This is a genomic window from Oceanobacillus piezotolerans, assembly GCF_003665065.1.
In the GTDB taxonomy this organism is placed as follows: Bacteria; Bacillota; Bacilli; order Bacillales; family Amphibacillaceae; genus Oceanobacillus; species Oceanobacillus piezotolerans.
The window spans coordinates 112761-130930 of the sequence record NZ_RCHR01000003.1 but is presented as its reverse complement, the minus strand read 5'-3'; the positions used below and the strand labels follow the sequence as shown (position 1 = coordinate 130930).

Genomic DNA, 18170 nt, shown 5'->3' with positions numbered 1-18170 from the left:
ATCCTTCCCCCTAATCCCTTAAAGCTCTTCCTGTTAAATGGAGGAATACATCCTCCAGGGTAGGAGCTTTTATATCGATGGAACGTAATTCAAGTTTTGATTCATCCGCAATTTTCGCAACTGCAGCAAACATATTTAAATCTTTTGGAACGACAATGGTTATTTCTTTTTCTTCCACTTTCATTCGTTGGATCGTGGGGATATCTTGGAGTCTTTTAATGAACTCGTCATTCCATCGATCAGCTTTTATAGATATACTATTTTCCGAGGATAAGATTTGTTTAATTTCATCTTTCGTTCCTGATGCAATTAAATTTCCTTTATCCATAATGTAGATACGGTCACATAAAAACTCTACTTCTTCCATATAGTGACTAGTGTAAATAACCGTCATTTGTTTCTCTTCATTTAGTCGTTTTACAGTCTCTAAGATATAGTTTCTGGACTGTGGGTCAATACCAACAGTTGGCTCATCCATAATCATAATCTCTGGGTTATGAAGCATTGCAACCCCAATGTTTAGTCTTCGCTTCATCCCGCCTGAAAAAGTTTTTACTACCTCTTTTCGACGTTCATATAGCCCAATCTGATCTAGTACTTCCTCTATTTTGTTTTGCAGTTGCTGTCCTTTTAAGCCGTATATTCTTCCAAAAAACTTAAGATTTTCTAATGCTGTTAAATCCTCATATAATGCAATCTCCTGTGGAACAAGTCCAAGCACTTCCCTAAGTGATTGCGGATTTTTAATCATGCTTTTATTGCGAAAACGCACATCTCCACTTGTCGGCTCTACTAAGGAAGAAAGCATGGAAATAGCCGTAGATTTCCCCGCCCCATTTGGTCCAAGCAACCCAACTATTTCACCCTTTTCTATAAACATATTGACATTCTTTACTGCTTCTGTATGTTTAAATGTCTTTGTCAGATCCATCAATTCAAGCATCTTCATCCCTCCTACCTTTATATTACTTATTTTGAAATACAAGAAACACTGTCTGCAGTCACTTCGTTTGCCTTATAAATAGTGACTGAGGTCATTTTTAAGTTGAAAAGAAGTGGGACAAAAGTGTTTTATCAAAAGAAAATGCGAACGATGCACCCTGGAGAATTACTGCCCAAGAATATAGTGCTTCCTTCGTCTTTTGAGTTAAAACATACGTTATGTAACTTTATAATTCCGGAATAAGGCTTGATTGAAAAGAATTAACAGTATCTTTACAATGGTTGCTCCCCAATATGATGCTTAAGTGCAAAGATAGCCAACTGAGTTCGATCTCGTAGATCTGTTTTATGTAAGATGGTAGTAATATGGTTCTTTACTGTTCCAATGGAAAGATGCAGTTCCTCTGCAATCTCTTTATTCGTCTTCCCTTGTCCAACACATTTTGTAATCGCTAGTTCCCTCTGGGATAGTTCTACCGAAATGGCAGGATGCTCTGAGTATTGAAGCAAACGTGGCATTACTTTTGCAGCAACCTCATCATGTAAAGTTAATCCGCCATTCATACAGCTATGCACCGCTTCGATTAATTTCTTTGGTTCGGACGTTTTTAATAAAAAACCATTAGCACCTTCCTTTAATGCTTGAAGCGCGTATTCATCATCGTTAAACGTAGTTAAAATTAGAATTTTCACTTTAGGCCAATTCCGTTTTATTAATCGGGTTGCTTCTATCCCATTCATTTCAGGCATTCTAATATCCATTAATACAAAGTCAATTATATGCTGTTCTAATATCGAGATGGCTTGATTGCCATTTTCCGCTTCGTGTGTAACTTTGATATTTGGGTCCTGCTCCAAGATTACCTTCAATCCCTGTCTAACAATGGTTTGATCTTCTACCAGTAAAACCCGCCACATATTTATTCTCCCTCCCTTGGAATGGTACCAGCCACAATAAACATTTCTTCTGTTTGATATATGGATATCATTCCATGGACTTCTTCCACTCGTTTTTTCATATTGGATAATCCAAAGCCATAACTCCATTTTCTTGGCTCAAATACTCTATTTTTAACTTCAAAACTCAGATCTCCAATAGCTGACTTTCCTAAAGTTACATACACTTCTCTTGCTCCAGCATGGCGCATTGCATTCGTAAGAGATTCTTGTATGATTCTGTATAAGACTACATTTTTAACATTGGAAAGAGGAATGGAAAGAACCCCCTGTTTCATTGTGAATTGCACTAATAAATGGCTTTCTGCTTCTAATTTCCGAATCAAATTTACAACTGTGGATATTCCTTCATTATCTTCGGCTTGCAATGCTTTTACTGCATCTCTGGTTTCCTCTAAGCTCGCTTTAGCTAGTTCCTTCAGTTCATCATAGGCCACCGTATTATTCTGAATGGAAAGCATCTCTAGCTTCATAATTAATGCAGTCAGCCGATGTCCCACCGAATCGTGAATATCTCTAGCAATTCTTGTCCTTTCCTCTAAACGCGCCTGCTGTTCTAACCCTAAGCTCAATCGTTTTAATCTCCGATACTCCCCTGCAACTTCTTCATAGATTTCAATTTGTTCCAATCTATCTCTTTGCATCCTATTAATCTTAAATAAAAGAATAAAAACAAAGGAAATCACCAATAGATTTTCTAATTGGATTCGAGACTGCCAAATCATCATAAAAAGTATTAAGACCATTGTTAGTATCCAAAACCTTATATACTCTTTTTCGGTCAATTGAATAGATGAATCAATGGCCAAAAACAAAGCAAGCAAAATAGTGAAAGCAGCTTGTTCTGTGAAGAATATAAAATGCAGCAACAAAATAAGTTGTATAGAAGCATAATTCCAGAGCATTGCTTTATGTGTTGATAAGAAAAAGAACAGGCCTAAAGCTATAGCGAATGCCAGCATACTTGGAGCAAAATAACTACTTTCATCGTAAATTAACCATACCCACAATAAAACAAACCCCACAAATCTTAGAGTGAACACCTTCAATTTTAAACACTCCGCTTTCTAATAAACTTCCTTTTTACCATAGCAAAGAATGGAAAAGATGGGAATAGAAAGAAGGAATACCATTTTAGGCATTCCTTTACATAAACGGGTTATAAAATCTATTTCCATCATAAAACGTAATGATTAAAGATAATATCAGTAGCAAAATACTTACGATGATTACTATATAGTCTCCACGTTTAAAAGGCTTTGCACTATACCACGACCGTTTCTTATTCTTTCCAAATCCTCTAAGCTCCATTGCATTACTTACTACTTCTATTCTATCTAAACTTGATAGGATTAAAGGGAAAATAATAGTGGACGCATTCCCGACTCTTTTCCATAGCTTTTCATTTTTAGACATATCGATTCCTCGTGCTTGTTGTGATTGAGCTATGGTTCGGAATTCACGTTGAATATCTGGGATATAACGCAAAGTTAAGGAAATAGCATACGAAATTTTATAACTCACACCTATTCGATTAAGTGAAGCAGCGAACTCACTTGGATGTGTTGTTACAATGAATAACAACGCAGCAGGTGTGACAACAAAATATTTCAAGGTAATATTAAGCTGATAAAACAGTTGCTCAATTGTAATGTTATAACGACCGATGATATCGATGATCACATGGCTTGAGCCATATATTTTCACACCTTCTTGCGGTGAAAATATATAAATAGCAATATTATTCAATAGTAGAAAAGCGAGGATAAAATACAGCACAAAGCTAATATCCCGAATCTGAACTTTAGAAATAGCAAAAATTGCTAAACTCAACAAAAGCATCACAAGTAGGACCCGTGTATCGTACGTTAGCATCGCCGCTGATGACCATGCTAGAAAGACAATTAGCTTCGTTGCTCCAGAAAGAGAATGCACAGGAGATTTGCGCTCAATATAGGATAGCAATTCTACTGCCATGTGTCTCTAACCTCCTTATCAAACGCGATAAAACGTGTAACAAAGTCTCTAGGATTATCTATCTGTGTTCGAACAGCAAGGTCAAATAATGACGTTTTCTTTAGATTCGCTTGTTCAATTACAGCTTCATTTGTCAAAATATTAACCGCTGAATCATCGGCTATCACTTGTCCATCTGCAATAGCTATCGCTCTTGGTGTGTACTCAAGCATCAAATGCATGTCATGGGTAATCATAATAATCGTAACCCCACGCTTATTAAGTTCACACAGGAATTCCATAATCTCGGTATAATGTTTCAAGTCCTGCCCTGCAGTTGGTTCATCCAAAATAATTATGTCTGGATTCAAAACAAGAATAGATGCAATGGTCACTCGTTTCTTTTGCCCGAAGCTAAGTGCGGAAATCGGCCAATTACGAAATGGATGTAAACCACATACCTTTAAGGTGGCTTCCACTCTTTCTTTAATTTCTCGCTCCCCTACACCGCGCATGACTAACCCTAGCGCGACTTCATCATAAATCATATGCTTTGAAATCATTTGATTTGGGTTTTGCATCACCATTCCAATCGATTCTGCTCGCTTGAAGATGGTGGCTCTGGTAATATCTTCTCCCATTAAGCGAATCTTTCCTGAATTTACCTTTTCAAATCCACAAATCAATTTAATAATTGTTGATTTACCTGCTCCGTTTTTTCCTACGATACTAACCATTTCCCCTTTATTAATAGAAAAAGATACATTATTTATCGTTTGATTTGGTTGATTGTAACCAAAGGAGACGTTCTCCAACGATAAAATAGGGTCATTCCTACTTTCCTTTTCAACGACCTTTTTCGCTTCAAACCATTTCTGCAATTTGTCCTGACTTCCATCTAATACGATTGTATCTAGATATGCTGCATGCATTTCAGGTGTAATGTTACACCCAGCATACTTAAGGGCTTTTACATAGAGCGGTTCACGGATATTACTAGATTGTAATACATCAGAAGCCATTAATTCATGAGGAGTCGTATCGCTTACAATGCGTCCTTCATCGACGACCACGATTCTGTCAACCTTTCGATGCAGAACATCTTCTAAACGATGTTCGATCATGATTATTGTTTTATTGGTTTCTTGTTGAATTTGATCAATTAAGGCAATAGCTTGTTGTCCTGTAGCGGGATCCAAGTTTGCTAAAGGCTCGTCAAACAATAAAATATCCACATCATCCACTAGAACACCAGCTAAAGAAACCCTTTGTTTTTGCCCACCAGACAATTCATGAATGGAGTTTTCTACTTTAGTCTCTAAATCAACTAGTTTAGAAACTTCCATCACTTGATATCGCATCTGGTCTTGCGGAATCATATCATTTTCAAGAGCAAAAGCGATATCTTCTCCAACCGACAATCCAATAAATTGACCATCCGGGTCCTGCAATACAGTTCCTACCATTTTAGAAAGACTAAAAATACCTAGTTCCTTCGTCTCTTCCCCTTTTATCTTTAAGGAACCTTTCATATCCCCTTTACAGGAAAAAGGTACTAGACCATTAATACAATGGGCTAAAGTACTTTTACCTGATCCAGATGGTCCGACAATGACCACCTTTTCTCCTTCATGAATGGTTAAATTGATATTTTGTAGAGAAGGTTCTGTCTGACTTCTATATTTAAATGAGTAATTCTCAAATGTAATAATTGACTTTTTCATGATGCTCTCTCCGATTTACTGCTTTCGAAGGCTGTTGCTTTGGCTACGAGTCTTAGAATATGCAATAAGTAATAATGTCCCAATAATTCCAACAGTAATGATATTAGACAAGCCTGCTACAATGCCTTGAACAAATACTTTGTTAGCTGGTTCTGCATAGATAAGTATATCTAACACCGGGGCTAACAGGAACCAACCAATCGCTTGGACTACTGCTTGAATAATATTAAACGAAATAATTTGTTTCTTACCAAATATGCCACTCTCAATATCTAGCTTTTTCCAGAATAAACCAATAAATAGTCCGATAAATAAAGAGACAAATACCCAACTCCACCAAACCGAGCCATAGGATAATGCATCATTTAATGTATGTCCGATAAACCCAATTAATCCTCCAGCTATAGGACCGAATACAACAGCCATCAATGCTAAGAATGCATAAGAAGTTTGAATGGTTGTATTTGGAATTCCTGTTGGGATAGCAACAAATCTTGCTAAGATAATAAATACTGCGGCCCCAATCCCAATTGCAACAATCGTTTTAATAGATAATTGATTATTCATTTTTTGTATTCCCTTCTTTTCTATATTTTACAAAAACTAATTATATATAATTTCTGATGTTTTACGTATACTTATTTTCCAATTTGCCCCCGTCTCAATATGGTAAGCTTTAGCAAAAGAACCTTGGTTAATCGCAACCCCAATATTATTAAGAGAATTCACGAATAATAGCGGCTCTCCTAAACGGCTATCTGCAAATGAACGACCGAACTTCATAATATTTTTGTAGATATGGCGACGGTTATTTTCAATGGTTACTTCTAAGGAATCGCCATAGTGGATACCTGCTTCTACAAATAATTCACGATTGATATTCGTCCATAAATTTCCAAATCGCACATCAAGAATATCAATATTTCCTTTTATTCCTGTTTCATCTAGAGTTGCTTCAGTCATTTGTAGCTCAACTAACTCTTCTACATTAAGTGCTGGCCCTACCTCTTCATATGTAATCACACCAGAGGCAAGTCTTGCTCCAGTATAGGCATAAACATCTCTCCCATGAAATGTGTACGATTCACCTGAATTTGGCAATCGATTCACTTTTTCATCAATGATTCTTGCTTCTTTAATGCCATGGCGATGGATAATGTGTGTCAGAGTCCCGTTATCAGGAGTTACAATATATTGATTTGTGAATGTTTTTACGACTACACTTAATCGCTCTGTTCCTACACCAGGGTCGACAACAGAAATAAACACCGTCTCTTCCGGCCAATAGTTAATCGTTTGATATAGACGATATGATGCATCCCATATATTGTATTGTGGTATATCGTGGGTTAAGTTAAAAATACGTAGGCTGGAATCCACCGATAAAGCTACTCCATACATTGCACTTACTGCACCATCACTCAACCCAAAATCTGTTTGTAAAACTAAATTCTTACTCATTCTAATTCCTCCAATACATTTCTATAGTTTAACAATATGATGGCATTCACCTTATAATTTGGGAGAATACCAACAGAATAGGAAATTCCTTTTCTGCAAATAAAAACCACGTCCTCCCCGAAAAATCGGTAAGGACGTGGTTGAACAAACGTGGTACCACCTTACTTTACTGCATGCTCACACATGCAGCCTCATCAAGTACTAAAGGAAATCTCCTTTTTTATACTGTGGTTTGGATAACGAGTACCAAATCTCGTCGGAACCTACTAAGATTAGGGATACTAATCATTTCAGCACGAAGCTCCAAGGCCATTGTTCAGATTCGAATTCTTGCTTCTTCCCAGCTACCGAAGCTCTCTGTGAAAAATTACTAAATCCTACTTTTCCTTTTCAACGCTTTTATTAAGTGTTACTTTATAAGATTAAATTTATTATAGATAATACATTTTTAAAAAGCAAGATATTTTTATTAAATTTACAAATCATTTAAAAATAAGCAAAGTCAAATTTATGCGCCGAATGTTAATTAATCTTTAAGGATGCAAAGAATACAATAAGGTCAGATGTATCCACCGAATGAAAACTTTTTAGCTAATCCCTTATTAAACCACTGGATAAATTTATGAGTAGATCACAGAAAAAAAAACGCCCTTAATATTCATAAAGAATAATTAGCGCTAAAGAATCCATAACGGAAGTACTATAATATTTAATCCTTATAGGAAATTGATTCTAAAAACACATTCCTTTAAATATCACTAGGTATTTTTTATCACAAAAACCTATATTGCCTTTCTTTCCCTACCAATTAACCAAAGAGAAAGACAGCATACTAGGTTATTGCAATCATTTTTTAATAATTATAACTTTTTGGAAAATTTGTATAGTATACTATAGGGGACAGGTGTTTGTAAAGAGCGCAGGAGTAATTCTATACGCAGTGGTAAATCCCCTATGAAAGGGGTGAAGCCTGTGATACCAATTGACAAAACAATAGAGTTGATGCTTGCATTTGCCACACTCGTATTGTTAATTGTGAACAGCCAGGTAAAAAAGTAATCATTCCTGTATCGAACATCATCGTCAGGAGCATTACTTTTTTCAAACCCATAAAATCCACTGCGTACGAATCTCTTTTAACCCTGTCAGAGTCGTAAGTTGCCGCTTACGGCTCTTTTCTGGGCGGATAAGAATAAACACTCTTTCATGTATAAAATGCTACTAAAGCTGCCTTCTGAAAAGCTTGGCAAAAATGAAATTTGCAATTGTCTTTTTGCACACTAATCATCTTATTTTTCGATTGATTTAAATATGATTTAAAATTTCTCTCCAAGCATCCACTTTCTCATCGAATGATTTTGTATACCTGCCAGGTATAGGACTTGTAGAAGGCAATTTAATAACCTTTATTATATCTTCCTCGATTTCTGGAAAATACTTTTTAAATGTAGTATATGATTTCCCCCCATTGCAAGCAATCAAACTAATCGAAGGATGCTTTCCTAATAAATGGGGAATATTATTTGGTTCTTCCTCTGTAATTGCTGCATCCAGACTCCCTTCCCTATAACAAGCGCCAATTGTATCCCATAAAGCAATTCCATGGTTTTTAATAAATAGAATCTTTTCATAATAATCATCTACCGGTTCTCGTTCAAATAACCTGAACATTATCGGCCAAAAATGATTACGCGGATTGCCGTAATACTGCTTTTTCTCTAACGACTTTTTACCAGGGATGGAGCCAAGTATTAATACTTTCGGGTTCTCAGGCAGAACAGGAGGGAAAGAAGATATTTTCGGCTGATTTACGGTCATAATAAATCCTCCTAACATTTCTATATTAAAGATTTTACCCACTCCAGAAGGAAATTGCAATTCCCATACAATTCGCCTTTTATACCTCTATATCTAGAGTCATAAGATTAAGCTCTTTTGCTCACGGAAGTAATTTTGAATTTATGATCCCCTACTCTCCTTATTTACTTTCCACTTTCTTTTCTCCCTCAACGTCTCTTTTCTTATTGAATTTCCATTTCTTAGAGATTCTCTTATAATATGAAATAAATTTACTCCAAAATACCTCTGATTTGGATCTTACAACTTTATTACTGGATAGATAAACGCTTAGGTCGACAATTAATAATATAAACCAACCTATTAAATAAACATAACCAACTGTAAGGAATATAGCCCAATAGTTGCCTTGCTGTATTTCTTTCACATAGTAATCAAATTCATTAAAGTTATCTGGTCGCTGAACAGAAAAAACAAAGGCTATTAATGGAATTAATAGAGATAGAATGATAGATATAGCAGCAAATGCGCTATATCGGCGGAATATCCAATATAGAATGCTGCTTACAAGTGTCATAAAAAGAAATATTAGATAAATTATCCATACTAAATGCGGTATCGTCTCCATCTCTTTCCCCCTCGTAATCTTTCTATCTATCCACTTATATATGTATTTCGGCAAAAGTCACGAATTTCCTGCTTTTTTCATCATAACAAGCATATTTTACTAATCTATACCCAATCGTCTATACCCAATTTATCCTAATATCCCCTCTTCACATAATACAGGAAACGAAACTTATGATAATTGAATTTTAAGATAATTTATATTTTCTTATGATATACTTTAAATATACACATACAGGGGTGATCAATAATGAAGGCAATTTTGATTGGGCTTTTAGGAGCTTTCTTTTTTTCTGTTACGTTTGTGTTAAATCGATCCATGGAATTGGAAGGTGGAAGTTGGGCATGGAGTGCATCTCTTCGTTTCATTTTCATGCTGCCTATCTTATTTCTTATTGTTGGGATTAATAGGAATATAAAACCAGTAATTAACCACCTAAAGCAATATCCATTAGAATGGCTGACATGGAGCACGATAGGATTTGGTTTATTTTACGCCCCATTAACTTTCGCCACGATGTACGGTCCAGGCTGGCTCGTAGCTGCAACCTTTCAGTTAACCATTGTTGCTGGCTCCTTACTTGTCCCTTTCTTAAACAACCAAACGAAAGAAAAAATCCCTGTACAGAGTTTATACATATCGCTGATTATTCTATTAGGTGTTTTCCTAATGCAATCGGTGCATGCATCATCCGTATCAATTCCCGCTATTGCGTTATGCGTGGGGCCACTTATCATTTCTGCCTTTGCCTATCCCTTAGGAAATCGAAAAATGATGCAGATCGTAAAAGGAGAATTAAATACATTTCAACGATTATTAGGAATGACGATGGCTTCAATCCCTTTTTGGATTATTGTCTCTCTTTATGGATTCTTGACAACAGGGCTGCCGTCTGCAAGTCAATTATCCCAAACATTCATCATTGCCGTATCTTCCGGTATTATAGCCACAGCATTATTTTTCTATGCTACAGAACTTGTACAACAAGATAATCGTAAATTGGCGGGCGTAGAAGCAACACAGTCTGGTGAAGTCATATTTGCATTAATCGGAGAAATGATTCTCTTGAGCATCCCGCTACCTAGTTACCTATCCTTTATCGGAATGGCACTTGTTATTATTGGAATGCTTTTGCATAGTGTAGTATCTAGTTATCTAAATAAGAAGGTCTTGCCTGAAAAAGGAGTATTTAACGAAGATGTTCAATAGTTACATTGTAGAGGATTACAGAATCTAAGAATATTTCTATTACATATATTATATTTTCCGCCGGCGGATCGCATGCCTGAGATGCGAGAATTAAATCTCCACCGACGGACTTTTTATACTTTAATAATTCTTTGCATTAATTATGCTTCTTTTTCTTGTAATACAACAACAGGTTTTCTTTCTGGAATCATGTTGAAAATAATATTAAGCACGATAGCTGTCATACTTCCTGCTACAATTCCATTACTAGTTAAAATTTGAATACCGGTTGGCAATACAGCAAATATTTCAGGAACGACAGTAACACCTAACCCCATTCCAACAGAGCAAGCAATAATCATCGAATTCCCGGGTGCTTTTCCAATTTCACTACTTAACATTTTAATCCCTTGAGAGATCACCATTCCAAACATCGCAATCATGGCACCCCCTAATACAGAAGTAGGTATAATGGTAGTAATGGCAGCAATTTTAGGTACTAGCCCTAATCCTACAAGCATAAATCCTGCAACTGCGATTACCTTGCGCGATTTCACACCTGACATTTGCAGTAATCCAACATTCTGTGAGAAAGCTGTGTATTGAAATGCATTGAATATACCGCCTATAAATACGGCAAGCCCTTCTGCACGATAACCTTTTGCAAGATCTTTCTCCGTTAATTTCTTCTCTGTCATATCACTTACAGCAAAATAAACACCTGTCGATTCTACTAATGAAACCATTGCAACTAACGTCATTGTAATAATCGCAGACCAATGGAATGTTGGAGTTCCGAAGTAAAATGGCTGAATAAGATGGAAATAAGAAGCTTCCCCAACCGCTGTAAAATCTACTCTACCCATAAATACTGCAGCAACAGTGCCTAAGATTAAACCAAGAAGAATTGAAATCGAACGCATGAAGCCTTTAGAAAATCGGTAAATCAATACAATTAAAATGAGTGTACCAAATCCCAATGTAATGTTTTGAACAGATCCAAAGTCTGGTGCTCCTTGACCACCACCTAAGTTGTTAATTGCCACAGGGATAAGCGTAATCCCGATAATGGTAACCACTGTACCTGTTACGATCGGTGGAAAGAAACGGACGAGCTTACCGAAGAAACCAGCAATTAGAAAAATAATTAATCCAGAAACGATAATGGAACCATATATAGCTGAAATCCCGTACTCTCCTCCAATTGCAATCATCGGCCCCACAGCAGTGAACGTACACCCAAGAACTACTGGTAATCCAATTCCAAAGAATCTATTACTAACGATTTGCAGAAGGGTAGCAACCCCACACATAAAAATATCAATCGCAACTAGATAGGTAAGTTGCTCTGGTGTTAAACCTAAAGCTCCTCCAACGATAAGTGGTACAAGAATTGCTCCTGCATACATTGCAAGTACGTGCTGTAATCCTAATGCTGCTGTTTTCATCTATTTCTCCTCCTTGAATGTTACTTTTTCATTTTCTAATGATTCAATAATTGCTAGAGATTCCACTCGAATACCACGTTCTCTTAATTCCTTACCACCTGTTTGGAATCCTTTTTCAATCACTATCCCAAAACCTGCTAAAGACGCGCCAGCTTGCTCTACAATATCCATTAAACCAAGGGCAGCTTGCCCATTTGCAAGAAAATCATCGATTATGAGTACGGTATCTTCCGCAGTAATGAATTTTTGTGAAATCGATATTTCATTGGTTTCCTGCTTTGTAAAGGAATGCACTTTAGCTGTGTAGAGATTGTCAATCAAAGTCAGCGATTTCCTCTTTCTAGCAAAAACAGTTGGCACCCCAAGCTTTAGTGATGTCATGACCGATGGAGCAATACCAGAAGACTCTAATGTTAGAATTTTTGTTATCCCTGCGTCCTTGAATCTCTCAGAGAATTCTTCTCCTACTTGCTGCATAAGTTCTGCATCTATTTGATGATTTAGGAACGAATCTACCTTTAATACAGAATTAGACAGAACATTACCTTCTTCTATAATTTTGTTTTTTAATGCTTGCATGCTGATTATCCTCCCTTGTAAAAAAAAAAAAAGCTCGAAACGCTGTTTCACTACGGAAACAAGCATTTCGAGCTTTGAAAAGTCGAAAAACAGGTAAAGAAAAAGGAAACTCCTTGTTCTTCCCAGCGCTTATTTTCATAGTCGGTTTATTTACGGTAAACCGGTAGAAACTTGCAGGCCATATTCCCGCGATTATATGAAAATCGTATTCTTTTGTTTGGTTGAAACTAGTATAGCACGTACACATATAATTACAACCCGTACATTAGATAAAAAATCATTCCGATAATTTGGATTTAACCATTATTCTAGTGGAATATTCGTGTTTTTAGTATACAAAATCTTAATTTCTGTTGCAACTAGCAAATATTCCCATTTTGTAAATTACCTTTACTCAGTGAAGTTTTCTTTTATTCCCATAGAACTATTGCCTTCACAAGGAGAGATTAAGCAAATCATCTTTCTAGAAATTCTAACCGATTACCAAAAGGATCCATAACATAGAAACGGTTGACACTTGGTATTTTATTATCTACTGTTATTTCTATTTCGCTTTCTTTTAGATGTTCCATTAATGCATCTAAACGCTTCACTTGGATTGCTGGGTGAGCCTTTTTTGCAGGGGTAAAGGAAGGTTCCACACCAACATGAATTTCTACATTTCCAGCCTTAAACCAGACCCCTCCATTTCTTCGCAGTAGTGGCGGTTTTTCTATCTCTTGGAACCCAAGAATAGCTTGGTAAAATGCACGTGCTTTTTCTTCTGCTCCAATAGGCGCGGCTAATTGTACATGGTCAATATCTGTATACTTAAATTTATCCATCATTTATCGGCTCCTTTATTACCAGTATACAATTGATATCATTATCTGATTAATACAAAAACATAATCGGTTAATATTATGATTTGTTATCACATAAAAAAAGACCAGTCCAAAAAGGAACTGATCTTCTGTGTTTTTGTTATGTATATATACGAGCCACAATGCCGTATTTATATAATAAAAAGTTTTAAACCACCACTTCACCAAGTGGGTGTTCGCAGAAACCTTCCTGTCTTCCGCTCTTGGCGGCCCGACATTATGATTTCAATGTAAAACTCCCTATTATTTCATTAGAGGTTAAAACTTAAATTAAATACGCACAATGCAGCCTGTAGTAATATAATACACATTTGGATACAGATTTTCAATAGGAATTTATTCCCAATTCACTAAAACAATAATTCGTAAACTTCTGTTAGCTCTTGAACACGTAAATCATTCTCCACGTTTTTTGCATAGTTCAATTCATTGTCTAAAACATTATCTAAGTATTCCATCTCAGACTCACTAAGGTCATCTACAAATTGTTTTTCACCTGCATATTGATTAGCTCTTAATTTTTCTAGTATCTGCCTGCAAACCTCATTCTCACTGTAATTAGAGAGTGACTCTCGTAAATATCTTAATGTCTTATCGATGATTATTCACCTCAATATTTAAATCTTTGTGTTTTTCTTCTTCGCTCGTTGCTCTAATTGTGATTTTGGGTTTTGATACGCCTCATCTTCTGTTAAGCCTTGTGGATTTATACTGGAAGTCACTCTTTTTTTACTGTAGTTATTATTTTTTTGACTCATCATTCCACCTCCTACTGTTATTATTTCTAAGAAGTGACTATCTATGCTAAGAGATGGACTAAGATATCATTGTAAAAAAGTCGAACTACTTCAGAATTCTTCCTTTCGATTCTGAAGTAGCTCGGATTTACTTTATATAAAGATTTATGTCAGCCAGAGCATATTACTCTAAAGCTTTATTATCATAGCGATCTCTTAATGCTCGTTTTAGTACTTTTCCACTTGGATTTTTCGGTAATTCATCGGTTATTTCGACGCGCTTTGGAATTTTAAATTTAGACAACTTATCCTTACAAAACTCCAAAACTGCTTCTTGAGTTAAATCTGTTCCTTTCTTCGGCACAACTATAGCGGTTACCGCCTCAATCCAGTACGCATCAGGGGTTCCGATTACTGCAACCTCTGAGACATCCTTTAGTTGATAAATAACTTCTTCGACTTCTCTACTGGAAACATTCACTCCACCCGTATTAATCATGTCCTTCTTCCGGTCGATAATGGTAATATAGCCTTCCTCATCCATCACACCTAAATCTCCACTGTGAAACCAGCCATTTTTAAATGCCTCTGCAGTCTTTTCTGGTTCATGTAAATAACCATTCATCGCATGGGGAGTACGATGTACAATTTCACCAATTTCTCCTCTAGGCACTTCCTTATCTTGATTATCTACAATCCTCGTTTGTACGTTCAGGACTGTTGTTCCAGCTGAACCAAGCTTCCTGAGCTGATCCTTTGGCTTTAGAACAGTAACTAATGGGGCAACCTCTGTTTGTCCATAGCAATTCCAAAGCCCCATATTAGGAAGTCTCTCACTCAACTCTTTGATAATCTCCCTTGGCATAATCGCTGCACCATAGTATCCCTTTTTCAATGAAGATAAATCTCTTTGATCAAAATCAGGATGGCGAAGTAATCCAATCCAAACTGTAGGTGGACAAAATAAGGATGTTACTTTTTCTTCTTCTACCGTTTTTAATATGGCCTCTGGAGTTGCTGCTTCTAATATAACTCCGCTAGAACCAACATAGATACTTGGGCCCAAGAACACGTGCAATTGTGCACTGTGATAGAGAGGCAGCGCGTGTACAGCAATATCTTCAGCTTCTATTTGAGCATCTACAACCGTACTTACATATTCACTGATGATATTTCTATGGGATAACATGACACCCTTTGGTCTTGATTCTGTACCACTTGTGTAAAGAACATGTGCTAAATCATCATCAGAGATATCTGTTTCTATCTCATATACAGACTGTCCATCTCTTATTTGAGATAAGGGTCTCCAGGCACGTTCATCTATCTCATCTACTGCGTCCATTAAATAGCGATATGGAATATTCATGTTTTGAGAGGCTTCCTGAAGTACTGGAATAAATTCCTTCGAAGCAAATAGTCCTGTCACACCTGCATGTTCAAGAATATAATGTATGTCGGAGGGAGTCAGCATGTAATTAATTGGAATCATTACAGCCCCTATTCTTGCCAAAGCAAAATTAATAATAACAAAATCCAAACTGTTCTTGGACATGACTGTAAGCATATCGCCTTTTTTAACACCATCCGAAAGTAAGCCACGTGCTGTTTGGTTTACTAAATTATCAAGTTCTGCGTACGTAAGCCTTTTCCCTTTGTAAGCGATTGCATTTTTGTTAGGATATCGTTCTTTCGTTCTTTCCAATAAATCTCCTAACGTATTTCGATTAGCACGTCCAATCATTCTGCTTATAGTTTCTTGAATATTCGCTTCCATTTGCTTTCCTCCCTTAGATTTCATAATTTTATATTAATTCAAACATTAGGAGTTAGCAAGTGACACAAACTGATTTTTTCAGGTAGACTGTCGTTAAAATAGTCTATGGCGTGGGGTATGATTGATATTGCACAGTAATTTCTGTGACGAGGACTAAAGTGATTAAGGTAAAGTATTTAACAATTTGCTGCGGATATAGCTGACACGCTGCGGGTATCTCCACGTTTGCTAACGGTATGTTTCACGTCATACAGGTATTTACAGTTGGCTGAAATTAACGAGTGAATGTTCCTTTTGCTGAATGATCCTCTTCTCAGCATGAACATAAACATTAATTTCAGCTTAAAGCAACCTAAATACTTTGCGTTTAGTTCGCCCACTTTTGATATTTCGTACGCATTTTTTATAGATTCACGTTATCTTAAATACAATTTTTTCTTTCTTTTTACCTGTTTTAACTTCGGTGGATAATAGCCATGCTCATAAATACGGCCTTTTACCATTTGATATTTTTCTAGAATCGAATCTATGGATTCCAGCTGCGAGTCTTGCAATGATTGAATAACCAGCTGTGCTGCGAGTCTAGCATCCTCTAACGCATGATGGTGAATTAATTCGAATCCATGATACGCTGCAAGAGTATCAAGTTTATGATTCTCTAATTCTGGCCAGACTTGTTGTGATAATTTTACAGTACACAGATATTCCATATCCGGATAAGCTAGCTTATTGTAATCTAACGTATGTCTAATTACGCTCATATCAAAGCTGGCATTGTGTGCAACAACAAGATTATTAGAAAAATAACGCTGTAATGTTGGCCAAAGTTCAGTAAAGGTGGGAGCATCCATCACGTCTTGTTCATGAATTCCATGTATATAAGTATTATAAGAATGAAAAGCCTGCATTGGATTAATTAAACTATAAAACTCATCTACAATTTCTTTTTCATTCGCAACTACCACACCAATGGAACATGGGCTAAATCGTTTTTCATTCGCTGTTTCAAAATCTATTGCTACAAATTGCACGCTTCCCTCTCCTCTTTTTCTTATTTTTATATTAGCCTTTTATACCTAAAGAGCTTGGAAGGAAATAATACCGTTTTGTTCGATGCGTTCAGCTTTCCCCAATGATTCCAGGTAAATTAATCTAGTTAACGTTGCCATAAAGGAGCTCAAATGAATAATTACATCTGTTGTCCCATATATTTCTTGGCAAATTTCTCGGGCTGTTTTCGGCTGATTTTCTATCGATTCGAGCACTTGTTTCAGTCGTTCATGATGTCTTTCTTCAATTTCATTAATTCTTCGCTGGAAATGTTCGATATTCTCCCCATGACCTGTAAGAGCAACTTTTACTGGATACTCTTTTATTCTTTCAAGTGATGTAAAATATTCCTCAAGCGGATTTCTTTCTACTGCATTCCATAAACCTATAACTGGAGATAATTCTTTTAAAATATGATCGCCTACAATCATTATTTCTGATTCCCTATTATAAAAGCAGAAGTGATCATATGCATGGCCTGGCGTCCAAATTGTTTCATATTTTTCATCGCCAAGCATTATTTCTTCCTTATCTTCAAACAACACATCCGGAGTAAAAGTATAAATGGAGGGATCTTGTTTATATTTCTCAGGAACTTCTGGCCCACCGAATTTCGTAATAAATTGATTAAATTCCTCTACTGTTAATTCCGCAGTTCGTGACATCTCATGATACCCTAATCTTGATACAACAATTGGTATACTATATTTCTCTTGAAACCAGCTTGCCAGGCCAATGTGGTCCTCATGGGTATGGGTCAGGACAACCTTCTCCACCTTTACACCCGTCTCCATAAAAGCTTTCCACCTAGTGATTGCTTCCTTTAGTTTCATTCCTGTATCAATAATGGTATAACCATTCGCTCCTGTTATTAAATAAGAATTAACATCTCCCATTCCACCAGGAAATGTAATCACTTGCTTTTGGATTGTGTCCATTACCTTAGATTGCATCAGAAAATGCCCCTTTTTCCCTTTGTAAAAAAACATACTTATTGTTATTTTAACTCTACCTATCTCAAATGCAAGAAATAAAAAACCAGTCTCCAAATTGGAGATGCTGG

The 18170-nt window shown here is 36.3% G+C and carries 18 protein-coding genes, 1 other RNA gene, 1 riboswitch and 1 other annotated feature; of the genes, 1 reads left to right on the top strand and 18 read right to left on the bottom strand.

Going from position 1 to position 18170, the window contains the following annotated elements:
• Positions 1–10: 10 nt before the first annotated feature.
• The 9 genes from D8M04_RS08700 to D8M04_RS08660 form a co-directional block, all read right to left on the bottom strand.
• On the bottom strand, positions 11–943 hold the full coding sequence (locus tag D8M04_RS08700) for an ABC transporter ATP-binding protein (RefSeq protein WP_121522534.1): 933 nt from the start codon (positions 941–943) through the stop codon (positions 11–13).
• Positions 944–1215: 272 nt separating this feature from the next.
• Complete coding sequence (locus D8M04_RS08695) at positions 1216–1860, bottom strand: response regulator transcription factor (RefSeq protein WP_121522533.1); 645 nt, start codon at positions 1858–1860, stop codon at positions 1216–1218.
• 2 nt (positions 1861–1862) lie between these two features.
• Positions 1863–2909, bottom strand: a complete 1047-nt coding sequence (locus D8M04_RS08690; RefSeq protein WP_246001167.1) for a sensor histidine kinase — start codon at positions 2907–2909, stop codon at positions 1863–1865.
• A gap of 136 nt (positions 2910–3045) precedes the next feature.
• Positions 3046–3876: an energy-coupling factor transporter transmembrane component T family protein gene (locus D8M04_RS08685; protein WP_121522532.1), complete on the bottom strand. Its 831-nt coding sequence runs from the start codon at positions 3874–3876 to the stop codon at positions 3046–3048.
• Entirely contained in the window at positions 3867–5579 is a 1713-nt protein-coding gene (locus tag D8M04_RS08680; RefSeq protein WP_121522531.1) for an ABC transporter ATP-binding protein, read from the bottom strand. The genes D8M04_RS08685 and D8M04_RS08680 overlap by 10 nt, the downstream gene beginning before the upstream one ends.
• Before the next feature lie 15 nt (positions 5580–5594).
• Complete coding sequence (locus D8M04_RS08675) at positions 5595–6146, bottom strand: ECF-type riboflavin transporter substrate-binding protein (RefSeq protein ID WP_121522530.1); 552 nt, start codon at positions 6144–6146, stop codon at positions 5595–5597.
• A 36-nt stretch (positions 6147–6182) separates the two neighbouring features.
• Positions 6183–7040, bottom strand: a complete 858-nt coding sequence (locus D8M04_RS08670; protein ID WP_121522529.1) for an SAM hydrolase/SAM-dependent halogenase family protein — start codon at positions 7038–7040, stop codon at positions 6183–6185.
• Positions 7041–7167: 127 nt separating this feature from the next.
• Positions 7168–7443, bottom strand: a binding site (T-box leader).
• A 902-nt stretch (positions 7444–8345) separates the two neighbouring features.
• Positions 8346–8858 carry a DNA-deoxyinosine glycosylase gene (locus D8M04_RS08665; RefSeq protein ID WP_121522528.1) on the bottom strand — a complete coding sequence of 171 codons (513 nt, stop codon included), beginning with the start codon at positions 8856–8858 and terminating at the stop codon, positions 8346–8348.
• A 160-nt stretch (positions 8859–9018) separates the two neighbouring features.
• Positions 9019–9465: a hypothetical protein gene (locus tag D8M04_RS08660; RefSeq protein WP_121522527.1), complete on the bottom strand. Its 447-nt coding sequence runs from the start codon at positions 9463–9465 to the stop codon at positions 9019–9021.
• A 249-nt stretch (positions 9466–9714) separates the two neighbouring features.
• On the opposite strand from D8M04_RS08660, the gene D8M04_RS08655 reads away from it, so the two are divergent.
• Positions 9715–10674, top strand: a complete 960-nt coding sequence (locus D8M04_RS08655; protein WP_121522526.1) for a DMT family transporter — start codon at positions 9715–9717, stop codon at positions 10672–10674.
• 140 nt (positions 10675–10814) lie between these two features.
• Here the strand turns inward: D8M04_RS08655 and D8M04_RS08650 are convergent, their stop codons facing one another.
• The 9 genes from D8M04_RS08650 to D8M04_RS08610 form a co-directional block, all read right to left on the bottom strand.
• Entirely contained in the window at positions 10815–12101 is a 1287-nt protein-coding gene (locus tag D8M04_RS08650) for a nucleobase:cation symporter-2 family protein (RefSeq protein WP_121522525.1), read from the bottom strand.
• A complete protein-coding gene (locus D8M04_RS08645; RefSeq protein ID WP_121522524.1) occupies positions 12102–12680 on the bottom strand; it encodes a xanthine phosphoribosyltransferase in 579 nt (192 codons plus the stop codon).
• Positions 12681–12798: 118 nt separating this feature from the next.
• Positions 12799–12900: riboswitch (purine riboswitch) on the bottom strand.
• Positions 12901–13135: 235 nt separating this feature from the next.
• Positions 13136–13504 carry a VOC family protein gene (locus D8M04_RS08640; RefSeq protein WP_121523106.1) on the bottom strand — a complete coding sequence of 123 codons (369 nt, stop codon included), beginning with the start codon at positions 13502–13504 and terminating at the stop codon, positions 13136–13138.
• 149 nt (positions 13505–13653) lie between these two features.
• Positions 13654–13838: non-coding RNA, 6S RNA (gene ssrS, locus D8M04_RS08635), on the bottom strand.
• A gap of 55 nt (positions 13839–13893) precedes the next feature.
• Positions 13894–14142: a sporulation protein gene (locus D8M04_RS08630; protein WP_121522523.1), complete on the bottom strand. Its 249-nt coding sequence runs from the start codon at positions 14140–14142 to the stop codon at positions 13894–13896.
• An 18-nt stretch (positions 14143–14160) separates the two neighbouring features.
• Positions 14161–14301 carry a small, acid-soluble spore protein L gene (gene sspL / locus D8M04_RS08625; protein ID WP_121522522.1) on the bottom strand — a complete coding sequence of 47 codons (141 nt, stop codon included), beginning with the start codon at positions 14299–14301 and terminating at the stop codon, positions 14161–14163.
• A gap of 163 nt (positions 14302–14464) precedes the next feature.
• Complete coding sequence (locus D8M04_RS08620) at positions 14465–16057, bottom strand: acyl-CoA synthetase (RefSeq protein ID WP_187695430.1); 1593 nt, start codon at positions 16055–16057, stop codon at positions 14465–14467.
• Positions 16058–16473: 416 nt separating this feature from the next.
• The gene (locus D8M04_RS08615; RefSeq protein WP_121522521.1) at positions 16474–17088 is read right to left on the bottom strand and encodes a 3'-5' exonuclease; all 615 of its coding nucleotides are present in this window, start codon (positions 17086–17088) and stop codon (positions 16474–16476) included.
• 45 nt (positions 17089–17133) lie between these two features.
• Positions 17134–18060, bottom strand: coding sequence for an MBL fold metallo-hydrolase (locus tag D8M04_RS08610; RefSeq protein ID WP_121522520.1), 927 nt, complete (start codon positions 18058–18060; stop codon positions 17134–17136).
• Between the last annotated feature and the right edge of the window lie 110 nt (positions 18061–18170).

What these genes read in the sequence shown, in the direction of transcription:
- D8M04_RS08660 (WP_121522527.1), bottom strand. Translation starts at nt 9,465, where the DNA reads ATGGAGACGATACCGCATTTAGTATGGATAATTTATCTAATATTTCTT.
- D8M04_RS08620 (WP_187695430.1), bottom strand. Translation starts at nt 16,057, where the DNA reads ATGGAAGCGAATATTCAAGAAACTATAAGCAGAATGATTGGACGTGCT.
- D8M04_RS08645 (WP_121522524.1), bottom strand. Translation starts at nt 12,680, where the DNA reads ATGCAAGCATTAAAAAACAAAATTATAGAAGAAGGTAATGTTCTGTCT.
- D8M04_RS08665 (WP_121522528.1), bottom strand. Translation starts at nt 8,858, where the DNA reads ATGACCGTAAATCAGCCGAAAATATCTTCTTTCCCTCCTGTTCTGCCT.
- D8M04_RS08650 (WP_121522525.1), bottom strand. Translation starts at nt 12,101, where the DNA reads ATGAAAACAGCAGCATTAGGATTACAGCACGTACTTGCAATGTATGCA.
- D8M04_RS08695 (WP_121522533.1), bottom strand. Translation starts at nt 1,860, where the DNA reads ATGTGGCGGGTTTTACTGGTAGAAGATCAAACCATTGTTAGACAGGGA.
- D8M04_RS08655 (WP_121522526.1), top strand. Translation starts at nt 9,715, where the DNA reads ATGAAGGCAATTTTGATTGGGCTTTTAGGAGCTTTCTTTTTTTCTGTT.
- D8M04_RS08680 (WP_121522531.1), bottom strand. Translation starts at nt 5,579, where the DNA reads ATGAAAAAGTCAATTATTACATTTGAGAATTACTCATTTAAATATAGA.
- D8M04_RS08640 (WP_121523106.1), bottom strand. Translation starts at nt 13,504, where the DNA reads ATGGATAAATTTAAGTATACAGATATTGACCATGTACAATTAGCCGCG.
- D8M04_RS08700 (WP_121522534.1), bottom strand. Translation starts at nt 943, where the DNA reads ATGCTTGAATTGATGGATCTGACAAAGACATTTAAACATACAGAAGCA.
- D8M04_RS08685 (WP_121522532.1), bottom strand. Translation starts at nt 3,876, where the DNA reads ATGGCAGTAGAATTGCTATCCTATATTGAGCGCAAATCTCCTGTGCAT.
- sspL (WP_121522522.1), bottom strand. Translation starts at nt 14,301, where the DNA reads ATGAGTCAAAAAAATAATAACTACAGTAAAAAAAGAGTGACTTCCAGT.
- D8M04_RS08670 (WP_121522529.1), bottom strand. Translation starts at nt 7,040, where the DNA reads ATGAGTAAGAATTTAGTTTTACAAACAGATTTTGGGTTGAGTGATGGT.
- D8M04_RS08610 (WP_121522520.1), bottom strand. Translation starts at nt 18,060, where the DNA reads ATGCAATCTAAGGTAATGGACACAATCCAAAAGCAAGTGATTACATTT.
- D8M04_RS08675 (WP_121522530.1), bottom strand. Translation starts at nt 6,146, where the DNA reads ATGAATAATCAATTATCTATTAAAACGATTGTTGCAATTGGGATTGGG.